This window comes from Membranihabitans marinus (assembly GCF_019802045.1).
Lineage (GTDB): Bacteria > Bacteroidota > Bacteroidia > Chitinophagales > Saprospiraceae > Membranihabitans > Membranihabitans marinus_A.
Window position 1 is genome coordinate 233,057 of the sequence record NZ_JAHVHU010000005.1, and the last position, 23,393, is coordinate 256,449.

Sequence of the window (23,393 nt, forward strand, 5' to 3'; positions counted from 1 at the left end):
AAATTATAATAAGCTATTGTTCTGATCATCGTTCCCACAATTTTGCAACAAGTTCAGCAAGATGCAAGAAACGGACGTTTTGTTTTTGTTTTCGTGCGACACCCTCCATATGCATGAGACAAGAACTATCCATAGATACAACGTATTCGGCACCGTGTGAGACATGATCTTCGACGCGTCGCTCCCCCATATCAATCGATACAGCACTTTCGAAAACAGAAAACGTACCGCCAAATCCACAGCATTCATCCACATTGTCTAAAGGAACAATTTCCATTTCTGGTATGACATCCAAAATGGGTTGGATTTTAGAAAAATACGGCTCCACCAACTCACTGGGACTGGCAATATTCAACCCCCGTAGGGCGTGACACGAATAGTGCAACCCGACCCTGTGCGGGAATGGTTGCAGTGACCGGGGAAAGTTGTTTTGGGCATGCAAAAAACTAAAGAGTTCATAAACTTCAGGTTTTCCGGATTGCTGACCCAACTTTTCGTGATCGACCAAATGGTGGACACAACTTCCCGACGGACCTACGACCACATCGCAATCCCGGAAAACCTTTCGAAAGTTTTTCGTGACCGCCCCCCCCTCTTTCACAAAGCCGGAATTCACCATGGGTTGTCCACAACAACTCTGTTCCAACGGATAGGTAACTTCATACCCCAAATTCTCCAGGATCAGGAGCGTTGCTTTACCTACATCCGGGTAAAACTGATCGATGTAACAAGGAACAAATAATCCAATTTTCATAATTGAGTTCTAAGGAACAGAATAATTAATCATAATGCAACATTCCTATTAATTATTTCCATCATTGATAGAATCCAGGATTGCCATCGCCAATATCACAATTACGCAATAACATAGTTGCATAGGGTTTCATCCGCATTTTCCATACCAATCTTAAATATACCCCCGTCGCGGATTGAGTTGGTCCGTTTGGTACCCCACTCAAAAAAGATTCCTTCCTTCCACCTCATTTCTTGGCCTGAAAAGTAAGATCAAGCGAATTTAAATTATTTTTCTCAATGATTCTGAAGGACTCGAAGTTTGATGAATTCTCGTGTGCATAAACTTATAAACACAATGTTAATTATTATGTCTAAAACCTTCATTTCTCCAGTTATACGCCACAAACTACAAGTGTGGATAAGATGTGAATATTTTGTGTGAAATCACGGAACGAAAACGATGTAATAGCACAGCGGGAACGGGTAGAGCGCCGAAATAAAATGGTGACCACACACTCTGATGTGTTGTACTGTCTCCTGGTGCTCCAATTCACAAATACCGGCCTAAATTTATAAACCGAAGCACTGGAGCGGGGATCTGAAAATTTGAATCAATATCCTCTTCCCCCATGCACCACACCTGCCGGCATGGATATTTTATAAATAAATATTGCTTTCTACCTATGTACCATCCCCAGTGGGGCGATTCCACATAGATTCCATCAATCATTGATAATGGTTAACGATCAACGGGTTCTGGCTGACTAATACATCTCTTTTTCTAAACCCGATTTTTCTCTCAACGAATAAGCTTCATCAACTCTATCAGCCTTATCAACCCCCTCAACCTTTTCAATGCTCTAAACTTCCGCCTTCCTGATCACTTCAAGTGTTTTTGACAATCCAGTTTTAGCCACCTCCAGCAAATCCCGTTTATAATACGTCGGGTTGTACAACTCGAGTGACACACAACCATCAAATCCTGTGGCATTGAGATCTTTTAGTATCTTAGGTAATGGCAATATACCATCACCCGGAAATACACGGTCTTTGTCTTTCATATCTTCCATGGCCATATCTTTCGGCGCATCATTGAATTGAAAGATGGCTATCGCATTCCCTTGGAGCAACTTTAATCCGTCAAAGCCACCCCCACTGATATACATATGAAATACATCGGGGATAATACGGGCTTCCGGGTGATCTGCATCTGCTGCGATACCCAGAGCTTGTCCCATGGTTTTTAGTGGAAACATCTCGACAAAAACCAGGGCGGGTTTTACATTGTAGTCATTAATTCCAATCTCAATCAACTGCCGGTAGCAATCCGATACAAAGCGGCGATCAAAGTTTTCTCCAACCTGATTGGGAATGGTCTGGACGTGTTCACACCCTATTTCTGAAGCCATCCGCATCCGGTTGCGCGTAGCCGAAAGAGAGTTTTGAAAGGCTTCTTTTGTCTCTGGTAATGCACCCCACAGTCCGATCATACTGGGCACAAAAAGACCATTGTCTTTGATGTATTTTCCCATTTCTTTGAGGTCTCCACCCGATTTCTCGTATTCTTCCAGGTCCCTGTCCCAGGGCTCCACAGCATCATAGCCTGCTTTGATAGCGATATCCACCTTTTCTCGGAGGCCTTTTGCCGGGCGAATGGTCGCGAAATCCAAACAGACCGGCCAGGGACTTTTCCCATTTTGATACCGGCGTTTAGTCCTCGGTTTTTGACCGGACAAACTGGATGCTCCCCCAGCCCATGCGGCTCCGGATAAAGCAGAAGTAGTAATAAAATCTCGTCGTTTCATGTTGTAGGAAAATTGAATGTTCAGTGAGTCTCCAAAAATAAAAAAATAATAATACACCGAGCCGGGGAATTGAATCATTTATAAAAGACCTTAAAAAAGAGGAAGTGTATTACTCCAATTCTAGGCCCTGATTTGAATAGTTCGTAATTATCATATAAAATCTTGCTTAAACCTGTATTAAACCTTTTTACTTGTTTATAATCCAACACAAGGAACGAATCACTAAAATAAATAAGCTCATATGCCATCCATTCACCTGCTCGGTATCATTTGTCTTCTGTTCAGCTGCAGTAAAAACGCCATGCCACCTGATTCAGTCCGGACTGAAGACGCCTTGTATTTTCCTGATCAAGAATCCGAAATATGGGCCACTACCTCCATGGGTGAATTGAACTGGAACACCCCCGCAGCCTTGGATCTCTACGATTACTTATCGGAAAACCGAACACGGGCATTTATCATATTGCACAAAGGAAAAATCGTTACAGAAAAATATTGGGGAGAAAACATACAAAAAACCGGCCCTTTCGATAAAAACTCACAATGGTATTGGGCTTCCGCCGGTAAAACTCTGACGGCTTTTCTGACCGGACTGGCACAACAACAAAAACTGCTGAATATTAATGATAAAACCTCTAATTATCTCGGAAAAAACTGGACCAGCATGCCCATCGAGAAAGAAAATCAGATTACCATCCGACATCAGCTCACGATGACTACCGGGCTGGATTTCACGACCGATGACAATACATGCACTACGTCAGACTGCCTCAATTACAAAGTGGATCCCGGAACACAATGGTTCTACCACAATGCCCCCTACACACTGTTGGCAGCCGTTCTCAGCTCCGCTTCCAAACAGTCGTACAACGAATTTACAACTCAACAGCTCCGATCCAAAATCGGTATGGATGGTCAATGGAGATCCCATAAAAACAATGTAGTTTACTGGAGTACCGCGCGCAGTGCAGCCCGCTTTGGCTTGCTTCTACTGAGTAAAGGAAAATGGGGGGACGACGATATCATGACCGATACAGCATTCCTGGCTGCGATGACGACTCCATCACAAGACCTAAACCCATCCTATGGATTCCTGACCTGGCTCAATGGTCAATCCGCCATAGTCCTACCTGGCCAGACCACCGTAATTCAACAGACCCTGGCCGAAGCTGCTCCATCTGATCTATTCGCCGCGATGGGCAAAAATGGCCAGTTCATCAATGTCGTTCCCGGCCAAGATCTGGTCATTGTACGAATGGGGGAAGCCCCCGCCAACGACCTGGTCCCACTGATCTTTCACAATGAAATGTGGAAAAAGATTCATGCAGTGATCCAAAAATAGTGTGTGTTCCTAACTTATATGGGGTGTCCGATGCATCTTCGGATTCCTCGGACTGTCTTTTGATGCTCAAAGCGGGTCAATTTGGTCAAGAGACTATAAATGATCGAAAATAAAACCGTGGTTCTATCCAAATACTAAATCTATTTTATCTTTGCGGCGGGGTATTATTGCATTATAAAATACAACTGTACGCTCACTGGCTCAGTCACGGACATACAAAAATATTTTTCTCTTGTTTTTCACCGACCAGTCCATTATAAAATTAAATTCATACTACGACGATTGCATTTAATTTCGTCAAAGGAATACTTTCATTTTAAAATAAAATCATGAACACAAATACCGGCATCTTTACCACTGGATATGATTTATGTCGAATTACACTGTTGTCTTTAATTATTACTTTTTCATCCGTGGGAACCACATTAGCCCAGGAAGTCCAAGACACCACCCGTGAAAAGACTGCCAATCAGGACAGTACCAAACAGGACAGCACCAAAGAAAAACAATTCACGGATTATATTACGGATGACGCCCATTCTCAGACAGGATTGGTGACCGTCCACCAGGTCAAAGAAAAATATTACTTTGAAATACCCGACTCGATATTCGGCAGAGACATTATCACAGTCACACGAATTGCAAAGACACCCACCGGAGCAGGGTATGGCGGGGAGCAAGCCAATCGGCAGGTAATCCGGTTTGAGAAAGGTCCTGACAAAAAAGCCTTTATGCGGGTCATTAGCTATATCAATGTAGCTGAAGATACAACCCAGATGATATATAAAGCGGTCGCCAACTCCAATATGCAACCCATTATCGGGGCTTTTGACATTCAAGCCACTCGAAAAGACACCTCGGTCCTTATTGATGTGACCAATTTCTTTAAAAAGCCCAATCAGGTGTTTGATCTTCCGCCGCTAACCAAACAACGGTATAAAATCAAATCACTGGCCGCAGATCGATCCTATATAAAAAGTATCAGCACCTACCCCATCAATGTGGAAGTTCGCGCTGTCCGAACCTATACCGTCAACCCGCCGTCACTGGGTCCGTCCAAAGGTCCATCTCAAAATCTCCACGCCGGCGTCCAGGCAGGTGTGGTGACCTATGAAATCAACACCTCGATGGTTCTGCTACCGAAAGAACCTATGCGACGTCGTTTTTTTGATCAGCGCGTAGGGATTTTCTCGAGCAGTTATACCGTATACAATGATGAGGGTCAACAAGCAGACCCACAAACGTTCACAGTTCGGTGGCGACTAGAACCAAAAAACAACCAGGATATCCGACGTCAGAAAAACGGAGAAGCCATCGAACCCAAAAAGCCAATCGTTTTTTATATTGACCCGGCCACACCCGAAAAATGGCGAGAGTATTTGAAAAAAGGCGTCGAAGACTGGCAGGTAGCCTTCGAACAGGCGGGATGGAAAAACGCCATCCTGGCCAAAGACTGGCCCGTAGAAGACACGACCATGAGTCTGGAAGATGCCCGATTTTCGGTGATCCGGTACTTTGCCTCCAATGTTCAAAATGCGTACGGACCCAATGTACACGATCCCCGGTCAGGAGAAATCCTTGAAAGTCATATCGGATGGTATCACAACGTCATGAAATTGCTCAAAAACTGGTACACGACACAAGCAGGTGTCACCGACCCGAGATCCCGAAATAACAAATTTGATGATGAACTGATGGGTGAACTAATCCGGTTCGTGGCAGCCCACGAGGTAGGACACACCATCGGATTACGTCACAATTTTGGTGCGAGTTCAGCCACACCCGTTGAAAAGCTCCGTGATCCCGAGTGGCTGGAAAAGCACGGGCATACTTCTTCCATCATGGACTATGCCCGGTTTAACTATGTCGCTCAGGAAGGTGACGGGGTGACGAACTTATTTCCCGGCGTAGGTGCTTATGATAAGTGGGCCATCGAATGGAATTACAAACCCATTTATGGCACCTCTGGCCCCGATGAAGACAAAATAATTCTCAATCAATGGTACCTGGACCGGGCGCAGCATAATCCAGCTCTCCGATTTCTTACTGAGAGAAGTACCTTTGACCCCCGTGCACAAAATGAAGATCTGGGAGACAACAGTATGAAAGCATCGGAGTATGGAATTATTAACCTCAAAAAGATCATCAGCAATGTGGTGACCTGGACGGAAGAGGAAGCCAGTCACTATGAAGAAGCTGAAGAATTATACAACAATGTCCTGACGCAGTATATGCGTTATGTAGGCCACGTAACGAAGTGGGTTGGAGGTCTTTTTGATGATCCGAAAACCTACGAACAGGAAGGACCTGTTTTTGTTCCAGCACCACGTGAACGCCAAAAGGAAGCGGTCGCTTTTCTTCAAAACGAACTATTTCAACCGCCCCTGTGGTTGTTTCCGGAAAATATCCGCAACCGGTTCAAAGCCGACAATGGGGTGGCCACCCTCGCCAGCTGGGATAAGACAACGATAGATCGGCTGTATGCCACCGATCGCTTGCAACGATTGATTGATGCCGAATCTGTTTATGGCAAGAAGGTTTACGGTCTGCAGGAGTTTTTCAGTGATATGGAAAACGGAATCTGGTCGGAACTGGAAAGCAGAAAGCCGACGTCTGTGTATCGACGCAACTTACAAAAGATACATCTTGAAAAAATGATAGATCTGACCAAACCCGCTGGCAGCAGTTCGGGAACCATTTCAAGCTATTTGCGCAGTACCGGATCGGTCAACCCGGCTTTATCGGATATACGTTCACTGAGCATCGGCAGATTAGCAGTGTTACAGAAAAAACTGAATAAGGCGGTCCGTAAAAGCAAGGACCCAATGACCAAATATCATTATATGGATTGCCTTCATCGAATCGAGAAGGCACTGGAAGATTAAGGTTCGTAAGTCAAAAACTTCCGTGCTGAACGCTCTGGTCACAAAAACAGGAAACGGGGTGAATCGTCCGAGAATCACCCCGCTTTCTTATTTCTAGCGCTCGATCTTTATGTTTGAACGCGTACTTCCATTGTCGAAGTCATACCTTCAATACTCGGAGCACTGCCATGTTCCACCAAATCCATCCCTTCCAGCTCATGCTCTTCGGTAACCCGGATACCTATCGTCTTCTTGACTAAAAAAGTGATTAAATAAATAAATAGAAAAGTAAATAATCCCACAATTACCACACCTATTCCCTGCAAGGCTAATTGTTCCCAACCTGCTTTTACGCCAACGATGCCGACTGCCAGCGTACCCCATATCCCGCACACCAAATGCACAGAGATAGCTCCAACCGGATCATCAATTTTCAATCGGTCAAAAAACACCACCGAAAAAGGAATAAGGACGCCCGAAATCATTCCAATAAGTACTGCTAAAAAAGGCGTCATGACATCCGCACCGGCTGTAATCCCAACTAATCCACCCAGGATACCATTCAACACCATCGATAAATCGTGCGATTTGAACAAATAGAAGGAACAAAAATAGCAGCCAATAGCACCGGCGGCTCCGGCCAATGCTGTATTGACAAACACCAGCGATACAGCATCCGGATCAGCCGATAACACAGACCCGCCATTGAATCCAAACCAACCAAACCACAACAACAATACACCTACAGCAGCCAAAGGAATGTTGTGACCTGGTATCGGGTTAATACCGTCCCGACCGTACTTTCCAATCCGAGGCCCCAGCAACAGCACTACAGCTAGGGCACCCCACCCTCCTACGGAATGCACCAAAGTGGATCCTGCGAAATCATAGAAACCCAGCTGATCCAACCACCCTCCACCCCATTTCCACATGCCGGTCAGTGGATATCCGATCGAAATAAAAAATATAGAGATGATGAGAAAACTATTCAGCTTCATTCGTTCCGCCACTGCGCCGGAAACAATGGTGCAACACGTTGCTGCAAACATAGCTTGAAATATGAAGTCAGTCCAATAGGTGTAGTGTCCCGCAGCATAATCAATAGATGCTCCGACCGGCAGAGACAGCCCGACCTGTGAAAACCCAATAACTCCGTACCAGGATTGATTCGGATACATGAGACTAAATCCTATAAGATAGTAACTCACCAGCCCTATCGATAAAATCATCACGTTTTTAAACAAAATATTTACTACGTTCTTGCTACGAACCAACCCTGCTTCCAGGGTAGAAAACCCCAAATGCATAATAAACACCAATGATGCCGCGACGAGCACCCATATATTATTTACTGTAAACAAAGCCGTATCAGTCATTTTTTATTAATTTATAAGGTGAAGGAAATAAGTTATAGAGCCAGCTCTTGCTGTTCTCCATTTCGGATTCTGTAAACAGTTTCGAGTGGAAACACCACAATCTTTCCATCACCCACTCTACCTGTGGTTCCCGAATTCAGGATAACATTAATGATCTCCTGGTATTTGTCATTTGTTGCGAAAATATCCATCTGGATCCGCTCTATATATTCCGTGCCATATTCGGAGCCCCGGTATATTAATGTCTCCCCTTTTTGCAGTCCAAAACCGCGGACGTCATGGACGGTAAAAAACCTGACCCCAATGTTAGCAAGTGCCTTTTTGACAGCTTCAAATTTATTCATTCGGATAATTGCTTCAATTTTTTTCATTCTATTTTATTTAATCTCGTGATCAAAATAATCCATTCCGGAATGATGCGCATGATGTGGCTAAACTACGAAAGGGGGAACTGCGTAAAAAACACGATGTAACACAAAATGTCAAGTTTAGATGCCCGGGCAAACCACCTATCATACTGAATTACATAAGATTAGAAATAGTGTTTTTGTACAATCAACCTTCCATAATCTGTTCCGGGATTTTAAATATTTTTCAGTTTGTGGGGATCTTAGAAGTTGTTAATAGACCAAGGAGGCCTGAAATATGCCACCAATTCTTAGAGAAATAAGTGTTTTTTTGAATGCTGAAGGATTCACTGCAAACAAAAAAAGCCTCCTGGTCCATCAAGTACCAGGAGGCTTTATTAAGCTTGGATATTTACCGTGAAATTTCTAGTTGTAGCCCGGATTTTGCATTAAGGTTGGTTCTCCTTCTTTCGTACTCAAATCAATTTGTCGCTGTGGTATGGGATAATATTCATTTTGACCCGAGGTGAATGTTGCCCCCTTGAGATAGATGATTTTCTCACTTTCTGAGTCGATGTAATCATTCAACACCTGATCTGCCACACCCCACCGGACGAGGTCAAAAAACCGACGACCTTCCATTCCAAATTCTAATTTCCGCTCAAAACGTACAATTTCTCGAGCTGTCTCCTGATCAGTCCATGGTTCATCAAACGTGCTCACCACATAGTTTGCTGCATTACTGCCATCTTCCCGTTTGACAAAATCGTCCGGGTTGGAAGCACGTTCTCGAATTATATTGACATATTCGCGTGCTTTGTCCAAAGAACCGATCTCCACTTCCACTTCAGCCGCCCATAGGATGATATCAGCAAAGCGGATAACTTCATAGTTAATTGCAGTGCCCGGTGCCCAGGAGCCGGCATCGAATGCCCAATCAGCCTGTGACTCTCTGTACACATTTTTCTTGGGACTGTAGGGGCCGGCGTAGGCCTGATCACGAATCCATCGCTGTCCCGGGTGATCACCGTGGCCCAGGTACGGTATTCCCCGCCGTCCTACGGTCCAATCCAACCGAGGATCGAGGGGTCCATCATCAAGTGTAAACGGTTCGTCCGAATTAATTCCCATATCATGTTTGACCGGAAATTGATTGTAATTAGCCAGATAGGGCAAACCTTCGTCAGACGTTCTGTAGGAATTTACCAGGTCAAAAGAGGGCTGGAAAAACCCACAGCACCATTTCGTATATGGGAAATTGAGCATACTTCCTTGTCTGGAGTTTTGAATCCCGCCCGATCCATCATTCGCCGAAAATTGAACCGCAAAAACCGACTCCGGTCCATTTTCAAATTCCGGATTAAAGTTCATGGAATAGCCAGGCAGCAGTCCGTAAGGTTCTCCTGATGCAGTTACCCCACTCGCGATCAGATTTTCGAGTAGGGGTTTTGCTTCCGCGTACTTTTTTTGGTACATATAGGTTTTAGCCAAGTACGCTTCTGCAGCGGATTTGTTGGCCCGACCAGCATCAATCTGAACCTCAGGAAGATTCGCCATCGCTGTCTTGAATTGCTCTTCGATCATGGGCCAGATATCGGTGGTATTGGGTTGTTTTACATCCTCTGTATTTTCATCAATCCACGGAACATTATTGAAAAATCGTTTCAATTCAAAATAATAGTGACCGCGCAGGAACAATGCTTCGCCCATAATACGAGCCCGGGCATCATCAGATATATCTTCCACTTTACCCAATACCGTTAGGGTAGAATTGCATCGGGATATCCCTTCGTACATCGCCTTCCATTTGTCGTTGAAAAAACCATTGGATGGATCGGCTTCATACCGCTCTATAGGATTGATATTGGGCTGATCACCACCATCACTCCCCTTGTGCGCATCCCCGCCGGCAATACTTCCATAAATCCAGTTATCGGCAGCGACCGACCAGTTGCCCGCACCTAGATTTTGGCCATCCAGTGCCCCATAGGCCCCGATCAAAAGAGCATCTGCGCCTTCTTCTGTAGCCAATACGTCTTCACTTAACGAACCCAACGCTGGTTTATCTAAAAAATCTTCTTTGCAGGAAAAAAATCCCAACAGCAGAAGTATACTGATTATTGATTTATAATATTTCATGGCTATTTTTTTTAGAATGATAAATTGATTCCGAATATAAACTCCTTTTGTGTCGGGTACGCCCCCGCATCGATTCCAAAAGAAGTATCGGATCCTGATATTTCGGGATCTATTCCGGAGTATTTGGTTGCAGTAAACAAGTTTGTCGCCTGAAGATAAATTCTCAAATTGGTCGAGGAAAACTTTCTGGTAATATTGACCGGAAGGGTATACCCCAGGATAATATTCTTGGCCCGGAAATAAGAACCGTCTTCCAGATAGTAAGAATTCGGGACGCCGTTGGTACTAAAGTTCCCATTATCTTCCTGGATGGCGACCACCGCATTTTTATTGTCTGGCGTCCAGCTTTTGTTCAATGCTGTATAACTCTTGGCTCCGACAAATGAAGGGTAAAAATCTGTCCACCACCGTACGTAGTTAAAAATGGTATTTCCTTGTACGCCATAAAAGAATACGGACAGATCAAAGTCCTTGTAATTCAGTCCGACGTTCAATCCATATGAAAAATCCGGATTGGGATTTCCCAGAATCTGTCGGTCGTCCGGTGTAATAATACCATCCCCATTGGTATCCTCGTACTTGAAACGACCCAAACCGATCGCAGTTTGGTATTCTGTGTTCTCATTACCAGTGACCTGCTGGGCTTTCTGATTAGCTGCTTCGATCTCGGCTTCAGTATCCCAGAAGCCAATTATATTGTAACCGTAAAAAGCAGAAATGGATGATCCTACCTGGTTACGGATGATGGGATCGCTGAAACGCAACGACGTTTGACCAAAATAATCCACACCATCGGCGATACTTACAATTTCATTTTTATAAGAAGTGAAAGTCAAAGACAAATTATAGCTCAGATCTGAGGTTAGATCGCCCCGTGTTCCGGCAAACAAGTCTATTCCCGAATTGGTCATGCTCGCAATATTGACCGTCGGAGGCGTAGAAGTTCCTGCAGTTCCAGCTAATTCAGGTGAATAAAGCAAATCTTCCACATCTTTTCTGTAATAATCAAGGGTCATATCAAAGCGGCCATCAAACAAAGTTGCATCAAACCCAATGTTGGAGTTGATGTTGCTTTCCCATTTGGCATCGGGATTTCCGATCCGATTCTTCCGGTATCCCAGCCTCAGACTACTATTGGATCCGGTAATATCATAGAAGGTATTGCTGAGTGCACTGCTAAACGTGGTAAACGCATTGTCTCCACCGATATTGATCTGGTTTCCCATGATCCCCCATCCACCACGGATCTTAAGATCAGAAAGCCAATTACCGGTGCCAGCCATAAACGACTCCTGGCTGATGCGCCACCCGGCACTAACCGCCGGGAACACCCCATAGCGATTACGTTCTGCAAACCGTGACGATCCGTCCCGGCGCAAAGTTCCACTCACAATGTATTTTTGGTTCAGGGTATAATCCACCCGGCCAATCAAGGAATACAAAGCATCTTCGTAACCATAGCTATAATTGGATTTTTGGCCGGCTCCGGTCCCCAGATTAGTAAAGTTGGGATCAAATGAAAAGTAATCCTGAGTCGTTCCGCCGACTTCACGCCCGGAATTATGGTAAGCCTCTGTGCCCAGTAAAACCTTTAATGAATGGATATCTCGTTCCAGCGTATAATTGACGGTATTGGTCCAGGTCCAATTGATGTTGTACCAGCTCGATTCACTAAAAGAATTGGATAATGTGTTTTCAGATCGTTCATAGGTCGGGTAAGAAAAAGAATGATAACTTCCATTAGCCAAAGCTCCGCCAATACTGGTTCGGAAGGTAAAATTTTTCAAAAAATCCACCTCTCCGAACACATTCCCAAACACCTTTTTACTGTGGCCTTTGTTGTTGCGGGTTCGCTCTGCAAGTGCTACGGGGTTGTGCGCATTGCCAAGACCTGATCCAAAAGTTCCTGCATAGTTTTTACCGTAATAATCATACACCGGAATGATGGGTTTTATCCGGTAGGCCATTCCAATAGGAGAACCTTCCGACAGAATTCCTGTGCGTGGATTGTCGGTAAATGACAACGCCAGGTTCTCGCCCACCCGAACATGTTCACCAATATTAAACTTTGAATTGGCACGCAAGGTATATCTTTTCAAGTAGGTATTGATCATCGTCCCTTTCTGATCAAAATAACTTCCTGAAATCAGAAAAGTCGAATTCTCATCACCACCGCTGACCGAGAGGTTGTGACTCATCATCGGTGCCGGATTAAAAATTTCATGAAACCAATCTGTTCCTTCTTTATTAGCCTCCACGATCCGGTAGGTTTTGGGATCATTGGCATTTTTGGGATTAATAAAATATTTATCAAAATCAACCTCATCTCTTGAGGCACCGTTGGGTTGGATAAAATCAGGCAAGGTGGGTGTAGGACCACTTCCATATTGGGCATCGTCCAGGGGCTTGCCGGAATTCTTTAGTGCCAACCATTTCAGATTAGCCTGATCGATGGGTTTCATAATGTCCCACACATTTCCTTTTTTGGGAACTTGTCGACCATAGAAAGAATTTAGAGAAACCTTCACTTTTCCCTTTTCCCCATTTTTGGTCGTAATGATTATCACCCCGTTGGAAGCCCGGGCCCCGTATATGGAGGCAGAACTGGCATCCTTCAGAACCTGCATGGATTCGATATCATTGGGATTTAGGGTATTAATATTGTCTGTGGGGACACCGTCAACTACATACAAAGGATTGTTATTACCGAATGTATTGATTCCCCGTATCCGTACTTTAGGTGCTTCCCCGGGTTGACCACTGTTAATCACAGTCACTCCCGCAGCGCGCCCCTGGAGTTGGTTGGCTACATCAGCCGTTGGCTGTGAAATCATATCTTTTACATCAAGTACCGCAACCGAACCGGTCAGGTCTGCTTTTTTCTGCGTGCCGTATCCTACGACAACCACTTCATCGACCAGCACGCCTTCCGCCATTCCGATCTCATAGTTATCTTTTCCGGCCGTTATCTCCTGATCAAAGGCGTCATAACCAATGTACGAAACCACCAGAATATCACCTGTACGTGCCTGAATGGAAAATTCGCCATCAAAGTCAGTGACAGTTCCTCCAGGGTCTCCCTGGATTTGAACATTTGCACCGATCAAGGCTTCCTTTGTGTTGATGTCATACACCGTACCTGTAATCGTACGATCCTGACCAATGGCCCAATGGCTCCATAGTAAAAACACCAGACTGCATCCCATTTGGATTACAGATCTGTTAATAACAAATCTTTTCATGACATTTGTTTAATTAATAAAATATTTATACAATTTACCTCTTCACATCGCGGGTACAATCGCATCAATACCCGCCTATAGCGCAATTATAGCAAAATAATTTATCAAATTATAATATTTATTTTCGTGTACGTTAACAAATACCCACTATTTAGAGCTAAATCGGCCTTCTAAACGTTAACACAACACCAATAAATCAATATTAAATTCTGAAAAGAGGTTATCAACATAATACTTGATCTATATTCACTAAAATTTATAGGATTAACCATCATTAATTCGGAGTTTCACCATAAATCGGCTAAATTCACGCCGGACCAGAATGGGGATCAAAAGAACCTCCGGTCTTAAAACATGCATTATGGATACTATTAAAATAACACCCTATAACCTTCATTTTAAGCAACCTGCACAGACTTCACGCTCGATATTAAGACACCGGAAAGTCTATTTTGTAGAAGCATGGAATCATCAGAGCCCGGAACGACGAGGATGGGGAGAAATAGCACCCCTGGATGGATTGAGTCCAGAAGGAGCAGACTTTCACCGTATCATGAGTGAACTAGCCCACTCCACTCAACCGGTCAGTTCACTTAAAAAGTTAACCGACTATCCCGCCGTACGGTTTGGGCTGGAAGCAGCAGCACTGGATCTTGCCAACGGCGGAAAAAGGATTTGGTTTCAGGGTGGGTTTGTCCACGGAAGCAAGCCGATCGCCATTAATGGTTTGATTTGGATGGGTGACAAAACTTCCATGTTTTCTCAGATAAAAGAAAAACTAAAAAACGGATACCCTTGCCTAAAACTAAAAATAGGCGGAATTGACTTTGAAGAAGAAGTGAGTTTACTCCGTTTCATTCGGAGCGAGTTTTCTACCAAAGACCTTGAATTGCGTCTAGATGCCAATGGATCTTTTGACCCAAACGATGCCACCGAAAAGTTAAAACGACTCAGTGCATTTGACATCCATTCCATCGAGCAACCGATCGCACCCGGTCAGCAGGATACGATGGCCAGACTCTGTTCCGAGAATATTATTCCGATTGCGCTGGATGAAGAATTAATAGGTATCAAATCCCCCCTGGAAAAAGAACAGCTCTTAAAAACCATCCAACCCCACTATTTGATTTTCAAACCATCCCTAATCGGAGGGATCGTCGAAACAGACCAATATATCGCACTGTGTAAAAAACAAAAGACGGGCTGGTGGATCACCTCCGCGCTGGAATCCAATGTCGGTTTGAACATTTTGGCTCAATATTGTTATTCTTTAGGGGTCGATCAAGTCCAGGGATTGGGAACAGGAAAGCTTTTCACAAACAATATCAAATCTCCCCTCCGGGAAGAGAAGGGCTTGGTTTTAGCGAACCCGAATGGCACATGGGCGGAGTTACCAAGCTAGTTATTTTATTTTTAAAACAAAATCATGAAACACGATTTCATTACTTTAAATGGTCAGAAAATAAACGGGAAAGCCTTAGCTGCAGATCCCAAAGCCCTTCGGGTATTTAAACGCAAATGGATGGGAGATCCCGCCATTCCGGAGTTCATAGAAAAGTGGTGGAATAAGAAAAATACTATTGCTGCCTACTCGTCGGGGTCTACAGACATCCCGAAAAGAATAACCCTGGGAAAGGAGTATGCGCTCAAAAGCGCCCGAGCTACGCTGGATATTCTTGGTCTTCAACCCGGAGACACTGCCTTACTTTCAATGCCGGCGCACTATATTGCCGGTCGGATGATGATCACTAGAGCCATCGAAGGACAGCTCAATTTAATCACCATTGGACCGACTTCTACCCCACAAATCCCCGAGCTTCCCATAGATGTCGCCGCCTTCACGCCGCACCAGTTTCAAAGTATTCTTGAAAAAGAATCCAAAGACCGCTATTTCAACATCAAAAATATTTTATTGGGTGGCAGTCCTGTTCCCGACGACCTCATCGAACACATCACTGATTTTCCTGGTCATATTTACGAAACGTATGGCATGACAGAAACCTACAGTCATATTGCCCTCAGACAACTGCACCCGGTCCGGCAAAAGTATTTTGAAGCGGTCGGTTCTACTTCGTTCTCGCTAGATGGTGAGAAATTGATCATTCATGCTCCGCACCTCGGCATCAAAAACCTGCATACCAATGATACTGGTGAGCTGGATGGAACTACCCGGTTCCGGTGGTTGGGCAGAGCGGATCATGTAATTAACAGCGGCGGAATAAAACTCCACCCCGAAACGATCGAAAATAAATTGCACCAGTTCGTTAAAACGCCATTTTTCGTTACCGGCAAACCCGACCCCACATACGGCGAAGTGGCCGTATTGGTCATGGAACAACATCCGGACACCGTTCCTGAAAATCAACTCGTGGAAATCATGGACAATATCCTTGATAAATATGAAAAACCGAAATCAATCAAATGGGTTGATCGCATCGTACTCACACCCACGGGAAAAACTAACCGTAGAGCGACGATTAAAAAGCACGATATCTAAAACTAAACCATTCCAACTTCAATGACTGAATCAATCGCTCTTTATTCGCTGCCTGACACGGATCATTTCTATGAAGTCTGTGGTCCGGCGGAACAGACGAACCCGGAAAATGTTTTTCAAAAGCGGGGCGTTGTTTTTGCCCCCTTTGAAATTTCAGACCACCCCATTTACCGGATACCAGGCCAACCTGTAAAGACGACACTGACCAAATATGAAAATTTTAACTGGCAAAAGAAACACCGGCCCTTACACCAAACCAAGCAGTCGACTTATCAAGATATGTTTCATCGGGCCATCCAAGGTATTGAAGTCGGTTCGTGCGAAAAAATAGTTCTTTCCACCCGGTCTGCGGATACATCTTCCATTCCTTCGCTGCCAGCTTTTTTGCAACAGCTAAGGCAGAGTTATCCTTCGGCATTTGTATATTTATTCTACATACCCCATGAGGAGTTGTGGATCGGAGCCAGCCCGGAGCTATTGTTAGACACCAACTACCCGTTTCAACGCACAGCGGCCTTGGCCGGCACGCGAAAAGGGGCGCCTAAACTTGGGGACTGGCCCGCGAAAGAACGCGAAGAACATCACTACGTCGAACAATACGTAGAGAAAGTAATCGAGGGGCAGAAGTTTCGGAAAGAAGGTCCACATCCCGTAAAAGCAGGACCTGTATTTCACTTAAAAACAAATTATTTTATAGACATTGAGGGACCTGTAGTCAATCCTTTTCGGCTTCATCCCGGGCCAGCTTTGAGCGGTTATCCGGTGCAAGCCGCCATTCAGAAAATACACGAGATCGAAGATTCGTCCCGACATTACTATACCGGGTTTTTGGGACCGGTGTGGAATGAAGGGAACAGCCGGCTGTTCATCAACCTGCGTTGTCTGGAAATGTTGCGCGACGGACAGTTGCTATATGCAGGCGGAGGCCTGACCATCGATTCAGATGCCACTGCGGAATGGACCGAAATTCAGGATAAATTGGGTACATTACGCTCCAAATTCTAAAACGACTCGTAAACAGAATGATTTCAAATAAAGAAGTAGTACAACGGTTGCTTGAAATCTTTTCACACAAAGGAATTGAGCAGGTGATCGTGAGTCCCGGATCCAGAAATGCACCGCTTGTTCAGACCTTTAAAGGAATGGGAAATTTTGAGATGTATTCGGTGCCGGACGAAAGGACAGCTGGTTTCCTGGCCCTGGGTATGGCAATGAGATTGCGACGACCGGTCGTTCTAACCTGCACTTCCGGTTCTGCTTTGTTGAATTATGGACCCGCCATCGCCGAAGCTTACTACCAGAACATTCCATTGATCGTTCTTTCTGCCGATCGTCCGGCCTACCTGATCGACCAGGGCCATGGTCAGTCAATACGGCAAAACGAGGTATTCCGGAATTATATAAAAGCCTCTCTGGACATCGAGGAAACATCCAGCCGGGAAGCCTGGTATTTTGATTCAAAAATCAACGAGGTATTAGCTCATACCAGCGGGGAAGATGAAGGGCCTGTTCACATCAATCTGCACTTGGAAGAACCGTTGTATGAGTTTGTAAAGGCAAAACCGGCCCGTGCCAGGACCATCAATTATCCCATTTTTGAAAAATCTCTGCAAACGGGTACGATGACCCGGTTAAGAAAAGTGTGGACGGACAGTCAGAAGGTGATGATTCTAGTCGGTCAGCACCCGCCCAGGCACCGGCTCAATGCCTGGTTGAAGCATATGTCTACTCAAAAAAACATAGTTATTTTATCCGAGCATACATCCAATGTAAAGGGCGATTTTTTTCGGGTCAATCATATCGACCGCTGCATTTTTCCTCTAAATCAGGCAGAATGGGAAAGGTACCAACCAGACTTGCTCATTACTTTCGGAAAAGAAATCGTTTCTAAGAAAATAAAAAATGTATTGCTCCGCTCCACGGGCTTTGATCACTGGCACGTCGGAAAAAATGTAGATCACAGAGATACTTTCGGTGCTTTGACAGAGATCCTACGCATTCCACCCGATCGGTTTTTGGAAGGCATCCGGGAGTTTGGCACCAAAAAGCCTGATTATCAAAACATTTGGAAAATGCGGGTTGAAAACGCAGAGAATATTCACCGACATTATATTGCCGGCGCCCAATGGTCAGACCTCAAAGCCTGGCATTTTCTATCCAGACATGTGCCCACGCCATTGGTATTTCATCTTGGAAACAGCGCTACAGTCCGATATAGTTTGTTGTTTGATTTACCACAGGAAATTGATTTTTACAGCAATCGCGGTGTCAGCGGTATTGAAGGATGTACGAGTACCAGTCTGGGGTTTGCATTGCAAGAAAATGAGGTTCCGGTATGGTTGGTCTGTGGTGACCTCACCTTCCTCTATGACCTCAATGCTTTTTGGCAAACCCCGATCCCAAAATCCTATAAGATTATCGTCCTCAACAATCGGGGAGGTGGAATTTTCCGGTTTATAGAGGGGCCTTTGCAATCCAGTGTAGCCGATCCCTTCCTGGAAACCCCACACCAAGAAAGCGTGTTAACAGCGATCAGGAATCCTGAAATTGAGTGCTTTTCTGTGAACAACTACACCGAACTTCAGGAAATTTTTCCGAAATTTGCGAAAACACCCCGGATGGCTGTTTTGGAAATTAACACGCCCAGGATGCAGAATGATCAAATTCTGAAAGCGTATTTTGAAAAATTAAAAACCAAGCATGAGAACCCAGACCTGGAAAAAGACTCATCAGCCCAGTAATAAGGTATGCACCTCTAAAGTTCATACCATGGATCTATACGTAAATTGGTCATTATGAGCACGTGGAATGCCTGGGTCCACGCAGCACGCTTGAGAACCTTACCTTTGGCCTTGTCCTGTGTTCTCATGGGCGGATTTCTGGCTTATGCTGATGGCCGCGTTGATGGCATAGCTTTTATGCTAGCGATCGTTACCACGGTGCTGCTACAGGTGTTATCGAACTTTGCCAATGACTATGGAGACTACGCTTCGGGGGTGGACCTTTCAGGACGAGTAGGACCGGTACGGGCCTTACAGGGAGGCCACCTCACGATGTCGCAAATGAGAAGTGCTCTATTCACCACTTCTCTGTTGGCTTTCATAAGCGGTCTGAGTCTGCTTCTCGTAGCTGATATACCCACCGGCGGACTAATCACATTATTAATGGTAGGGCTGCTCGCTATCATAGCAGCCATTACCTACACGATCGGAAAGCGCCCCTATGGCTATATTGGATTGGGCGATCTTTCTGTGTTTATTTTTTTTGGCTTGGCTGGGGTTTTGGGTTCACATTACGTGATCAACGGCACCTTTGACGCTCAAAACATACTCTTGGCAGCCAGTTGCGGCTTTTTCTCGGTGGGGGTTTTGAATCTTAATAATATTCGGGATCTGGAAGCAGACAAGGTTCATCATAAAAACACCCTACCGGTGTGGCTTGGAAGAAAAAAAGCGGTGATTTATCACATTGTTCTGTTGACATCCGGCTGGATGACCGCGCTGGGGTACCATTTTTTAAATTACACCTCCTGGCACCAGTTTATCTTTGTATTGGCCTTGCCGTTTTTCGTATTCAATGTCCAACGGTTGATCAGTCAAAAACAGGATTCTATTGATCCGCTTTTAAAACAACTTGCTTTATCCACCTTGTTGTTTGTTCTCCTCCATGGCCTGGGGTGGGTCATCGCATAGGGGGTGTGTTGCAGCCAGATCCATTATAGGGAACAATGCTCCAAACAGAAGCCGCTGGTAAAAAACAGAAGAGGGAGCCATTTATTTCAAAAAACCATGTATCTTTCTATGATTATTGTATTGACAACGTCGGCCCTATTATTCTACACACGTCCAATACCAAAATTATTCGAAACTATTCGATGAACAGATTGATTCGTCTGATCGTTATCCTCGTATATATTTTGATTGCTGAGGGAACCCTTTATGGACAGATCGACCCCATGCCTTCCTATGATTTATTTTATCCGGAGTATGGTACGTACCGACACGAAAAAGAACTTTACTCCTACAACCTGATCGACTACATGTTTGTGGACAGGGACCGGAAACTCTGGCTGTCCTCAGTACATGATCTCAAGCGATCAAATGGATATCAATTTTTCAACATCTCTCAAATCCTCGACAAGGAAAACCACCTCAAAGGACACATCATCGACGGTCAAAGATGGAATGATTCCACACATTATATCATCGAACAAAACGCCAACGAGGGTCTCCTTTCGCATGCGCTTTCTACGACTCCCCCCATCCATATCGCAGAACAGGATAGTGCAAAATCTAAAACACAAAAATTACTTTTTTACGATGTCCGGTTTAATGAATACGCCTACGAAGTTTGGACCGATTCACTTCAAAACTTGCTCCTGAAGATCGTCGGATCCACAGGGAAGCTTCTTCGAGACATAACCATTCCTCCACTGGATGGCCAACTGACCGCCTTTTGTGTCGCCAAGGACAGAGTCTGGTTTTTGATCGATCACAGAAAAATAATAACCTTTCTGATCACCGACCAGAATCAACTAACGGATCCGGTTAAGATCGGATCATCAGGAACTATTAGTACCTTTTACACGGATCAGTTTGAGAATATATGGGTCACCAAGAGGAACGGAATCTACCAAATCAGAATTTACAAATCCCAATATTATCTTGCTCTTATCAAACCGCTCAAAGATATCAGCAAAGTTTTCGAAGACGACCATGGTAATTTAATCTTTACCGCAACTTCCTTTCCCGACATCACTGAAGCGGCATATTTATATGTCAGAGAGGGCGGCCGCTGGATCACCATGGAGTCCCTGATCAGCCAGAATCATGATCTTCATTATTTTGCCGGTCAGGATTTTCACAAAGAAATTTTCTTGTCCGCAAAAAACAATCTCTCCACGCTACGTTTTACTGAGAATTCGATCAGCAACGAAATCTTCGATCGACAAACCGAAGAAAGTCGCTGGAACTTTATCTCCAGAGGCCTATTCAAAACGGATTCCCTATTCTACGTATTGGTTGCTAATCAAGGGTTGTGGTCCAAGAATATGAATACGGATGAAGAAAAATTGACCACGTTTCAACATCCGGAATCTGGAAAGACCTTGGATTTTGATTGCCTCCGAACGATTGAAACCGATGCCGACGGCAGGCTTTGGTTTTCGATCTGTAATGATCAGGAAGGTAGTCAAGAAAGCTTTCTCATAAGATATGACCCGGTAACGACCATGTCGAAGGTCATTCCTTACCCTCATCTTATTTCAGCACTTCAGATGGGGCAAGGGTCCCTTTTATGGATTGCTTCGGAAAATGAAGATGGGAAAGTAATGCTATCCAGGTTCAACACCAATACTACCACGGTCTCAGCACCCCTTAATATAATCCCAAACATCAGCACCATCAATGATCTATTTTTACTGGAACCGGATTCTATGTTCTTGGCTACAAATGACGGTCTATATAAATATGCCATTGAAAGTGCGGAAACAAAATTAATTCTGTTGCGGCCCAATACCCACAATCAGACCACCATATTTTCCATATTCTTTTACGACAACAAGTATTTTTTAGCGAGCCGTGATGGCCTCTTTATATATGACCCGGCCTCGGGCTTGGTCGATCATTTTACCATGGAAAATGGACTCAGGAATAATATCGTGACCGCAGTATTCAGAGAAAAGGCGAACAAGTACTGGTTAAGTACTTTTTTTGGATTATCCGTTCTCAACCTCAACGAAAATCTGATTTTGAATTATTCCACTCTTGACGGCTTACCAAACAATGAGTTCAATCTTTATGCATACCACGAAGATCCCTCCGGGTATTACCTGGGGTACCCCAATGGAGTGCTTCAACTTGATCTGAGAGATTCTATGAAGGGTTATTTCGCTGATTTTGACCTGGATCACGCATTAACTTATTCAAGAAAAAATGAAAAAGCCACTATTTTGTTCCCTGAGAATAATCACCTGGACATATCCCCTGAAGTCACTTATTTCAAACTCTTCCCATCATCCTTCGCCGGATATTTTATTGATTATTTCAATTTCAAATTGATCAACACGACACTTAAAGACACCGTATTGTTCTCTGCGGTAGACGGAGTCATCCAATCTAATCTGAAAGCCGGCACCTATCACTTCAAGCTTTCGAGCTACGACCGCTATGGCAACAATATTAACAATGAAAAACAATTCAGTATTACCGTCCACGAACATTTCTACCAAACAATCTGGTTCAGAATCCTAATTCTATTGCTTGCCAATATCATTATCGGAACGATGATATATGGATGGCTTCGCTTTAGAAATAGAAAGAAAAGAAAAGAGAAAGACCTGGAAAAACGATTGTCCGAGTTGGAACTTCAGGTTTTGCAAACCCAGCTCAATCCACATTTTATATTTAATACCATCAGCGCGATCCAATACTATATTCAAGATCATGATGAAGATCACGCCGATCAATATCTCACTTCGTTCAGCCGATTGATGCGATCCTATCTCGATTCGTCAAAAAGCAGTTACATTACCTTAAACACTGAAATCAACTTACTTAAAAACTATCTGGACCTTGAAATCATGGTCGCCGACGACCGAATCAAATCCCATTTCGAAATTGATCCCGACATAGATTTGGTGAATGTTGTCATACCGACGATGATGCTTCAGCCTTTCGTAGAGAATGCCATACAACACGGCTTATTTCATAAAAAGGGAAATGGAAACATTACTCTGAGATTTATCAAAGTGGCCGAAGATATGCTTCTTTGCGAAATCGAAGATGACGGTATAGGCAGACGTAAGGCTGAAATGATTAACCGACAGAAGCCGCAAAAACCCACTTCAAGAGCATTGCAAATCATCAACGAAAAGCTGGAGGTTCTCAAAGAATCCCGCGGTATGAAAATCGAAATAAATATCATAGACAAGTATCAGAATGGGACGGCCAAGGGTACTTTGGTTCAAATAAAAATTCCGTTTCTATTGAAAAAGAGTCACATGAATCTGGTTCAGTCCTAAGAATTTGCATGCTAAACACTCCACA

14 protein-coding genes are annotated in these 23,393 nt (G+C 44.3%); 8 read left to right on the forward strand and 6 right to left on the reverse strand.

Annotated elements, in window-relative coordinates:
* Nucleotides 1-25: 25 nt before the first annotated feature.
* Together KUV50_RS05440 and KUV50_RS05445 are read right to left on the reverse strand one after the other, a co-directional pair.
* Complete coding sequence (locus tag KUV50_RS05440; protein ID WP_222579087.1) at nt 26-754, reverse strand: (Fe-S)-binding protein; 729 nt, start codon at nt 752-754, stop codon at nt 26-28.
* A gap of 841 nt (nt 755-1,595) precedes the next feature.
* Nucleotides 1,596-2,540, reverse strand: coding sequence for a sugar phosphate isomerase/epimerase family protein (locus KUV50_RS05445; RefSeq protein WP_222579088.1), 945 nt, complete (start codon nt 2,538-2,540; stop codon nt 1,596-1,598).
* A 241-nt stretch (nt 2,541-2,781) separates the two neighbouring features.
* On the opposite strand from KUV50_RS05445, the gene KUV50_RS05450 reads away from it, so the two are divergent.
* Nucleotides 2,782-3,882 carry a serine hydrolase domain-containing protein gene (locus tag KUV50_RS05450; protein WP_222579089.1) on the forward strand — a complete coding sequence of 367 codons (1,101 nt, stop codon included), beginning with the start codon at nt 2,782-2,784 and terminating at the stop codon, nt 3,880-3,882.
* Between the two features lie 329 nt (nt 3,883-4,211).
* Entirely contained in the window at nt 4,212-6,767 is a 2,556-nt protein-coding gene (locus tag KUV50_RS05455; RefSeq protein ID WP_222579090.1) for a zinc-dependent metalloprotease, read from the forward strand.
* A gap of 107 nt (nt 6,768-6,874) precedes the next feature.
* On the opposite strand, the gene KUV50_RS05460 is transcribed toward KUV50_RS05455, so the two are convergent.
* The 4 genes from KUV50_RS05460 to KUV50_RS05475 all read right to left on the reverse strand — a co-directional run bounded on the left by KUV50_RS05460 (nt 6,875) and on the right by KUV50_RS05475 (nt 13,850).
* Entirely contained in the window at nt 6,875-8,122 is a 1,248-nt protein-coding gene (locus tag KUV50_RS05460) for an ammonium transporter (RefSeq protein ID WP_222579091.1), read from the reverse strand.
* A gap of 32 nt (nt 8,123-8,154) precedes the next feature.
* Nucleotides 8,155-8,493, reverse strand: coding sequence for a P-II family nitrogen regulator (locus tag KUV50_RS05465; protein WP_222579092.1), 339 nt, complete (start codon nt 8,491-8,493; stop codon nt 8,155-8,157).
* Nucleotides 8,494-8,895: 402 nt separating this feature from the next.
* Nucleotides 8,896-10,608, reverse strand: coding sequence for a RagB/SusD family nutrient uptake outer membrane protein (locus KUV50_RS05470; protein ID WP_222579093.1), 1,713 nt, complete (start codon nt 10,606-10,608; stop codon nt 8,896-8,898).
* A gap of 11 nt (nt 10,609-10,619) precedes the next feature.
* Complete coding sequence (locus tag KUV50_RS05475) at nt 10,620-13,850, reverse strand: SusC/RagA family TonB-linked outer membrane protein (RefSeq protein ID WP_222579094.1); 3,231 nt, start codon at nt 13,848-13,850, stop codon at nt 10,620-10,622.
* Between the two features lie 361 nt (nt 13,851-14,211).
* Here KUV50_RS05475 and KUV50_RS05480 point away from each other — a divergent pair, with 361 nt between their 5' ends.
* The 6 genes from KUV50_RS05480 (at nt 14,212) to KUV50_RS05505 (ending at nt 23,368) form a co-directional block, all read left to right on the forward strand.
* Nucleotides 14,212-15,252 (forward strand): o-succinylbenzoate synthase, encoded by a 1,041-nt coding sequence (locus KUV50_RS05480; protein WP_222579095.1) that lies wholly within the window; start codon nt 14,212-14,214, stop codon nt 15,250-15,252.
* A gap of 24 nt (nt 15,253-15,276) precedes the next feature.
* Complete coding sequence (locus tag KUV50_RS05485) at nt 15,277-16,347, forward strand: AMP-binding protein (RefSeq protein ID WP_222579096.1); 1,071 nt, start codon at nt 15,277-15,279, stop codon at nt 16,345-16,347.
* A gap of 21 nt (nt 16,348-16,368) precedes the next feature.
* A complete protein-coding gene (locus KUV50_RS05490) occupies nt 16,369-17,352 on the forward strand; it encodes a chorismate-binding protein (protein WP_222579097.1) in 984 nt (327 codons plus the stop codon).
* 17 nt (nt 17,353-17,369) lie between these two features.
* Nucleotides 17,370-19,088 (forward strand): 2-succinyl-5-enolpyruvyl-6-hydroxy-3-cyclohexene-1-carboxylic-acid synthase, encoded by a 1,719-nt coding sequence (gene menD / locus KUV50_RS05495; protein WP_222579098.1) that lies wholly within the window; start codon nt 17,370-17,372, stop codon nt 19,086-19,088.
* Between the two features lie 54 nt (nt 19,089-19,142).
* A complete protein-coding gene (menA, locus tag KUV50_RS05500; RefSeq protein ID WP_222579099.1) occupies nt 19,143-20,039 on the forward strand; it encodes a 1,4-dihydroxy-2-naphthoate octaprenyltransferase in 897 nt (298 codons plus the stop codon).
* 182 nt (nt 20,040-20,221) lie between these two features.
* Nucleotides 20,222-23,368 (forward strand): sensor histidine kinase, encoded by a 3,147-nt coding sequence (locus KUV50_RS05505; RefSeq protein WP_222579100.1) that lies wholly within the window; start codon nt 20,222-20,224, stop codon nt 23,366-23,368.
* Nucleotides 23,369-23,393 lie beyond the last annotated feature (25 nt).

What these genes read in the sequence shown, in the direction of transcription:
- KUV50_RS05440 (WP_222579087.1), bottom strand. Translation starts at nt 754, where the DNA reads ATGAAAATTGGATTATTTGTTCCTTGTTACATCGATCAGTTTTACCCG.
- KUV50_RS05445 (WP_222579088.1), bottom strand. Translation starts at nt 2,540, where the DNA reads ATGAAACGACGAGATTTTATTACTACTTCTGCTTTATCCGGAGCCGCA.
- KUV50_RS05450 (WP_222579089.1), top strand. Translation starts at nt 2,782, where the DNA reads ATGCCATCCATTCACCTGCTCGGTATCATTTGTCTTCTGTTCAGCTGC.
- KUV50_RS05455 (WP_222579090.1), top strand. Translation starts at nt 4,212, where the DNA reads ATGAACACAAATACCGGCATCTTTACCACTGGATATGATTTATGTCGA.
- KUV50_RS05460 (WP_222579091.1), bottom strand. Translation starts at nt 8,122, where the DNA reads ATGACTGATACGGCTTTGTTTACAGTAAATAATATATGGGTGCTCGTC.
- KUV50_RS05465 (WP_222579092.1), bottom strand. Translation starts at nt 8,493, where the DNA reads ATGAAAAAAATTGAAGCAATTATCCGAATGAATAAATTTGAAGCTGTC.
- KUV50_RS05470 (WP_222579093.1), bottom strand. Translation starts at nt 10,608, where the DNA reads ATGAAATATTATAAATCAATAATCAGTATACTTCTGCTGTTGGGATTT.
- KUV50_RS05475 (WP_222579094.1), bottom strand. Translation starts at nt 13,850, where the DNA reads ATGAAAAGATTTGTTATTAACAGATCTGTAATCCAAATGGGATGCAGT.
- KUV50_RS05480 (WP_222579095.1), top strand. Translation starts at nt 14,212, where the DNA reads ATGGATACTATTAAAATAACACCCTATAACCTTCATTTTAAGCAACCT.
- KUV50_RS05485 (WP_222579096.1), top strand. Translation starts at nt 15,277, where the DNA reads ATGAAACACGATTTCATTACTTTAAATGGTCAGAAAATAAACGGGAAA.
- KUV50_RS05490 (WP_222579097.1), top strand. Translation starts at nt 16,369, where the DNA reads ATGACTGAATCAATCGCTCTTTATTCGCTGCCTGACACGGATCATTTC.
- menD (WP_222579098.1), top strand. Translation starts at nt 17,370, where the DNA reads ATGATTTCAAATAAAGAAGTAGTACAACGGTTGCTTGAAATCTTTTCA.
- menA (WP_222579099.1), top strand. Translation starts at nt 19,143, where the DNA reads ATGAGCACGTGGAATGCCTGGGTCCACGCAGCACGCTTGAGAACCTTA.
- KUV50_RS05505 (WP_222579100.1), top strand. Translation starts at nt 20,222, where the DNA reads ATGAACAGATTGATTCGTCTGATCGTTATCCTCGTATATATTTTGATT.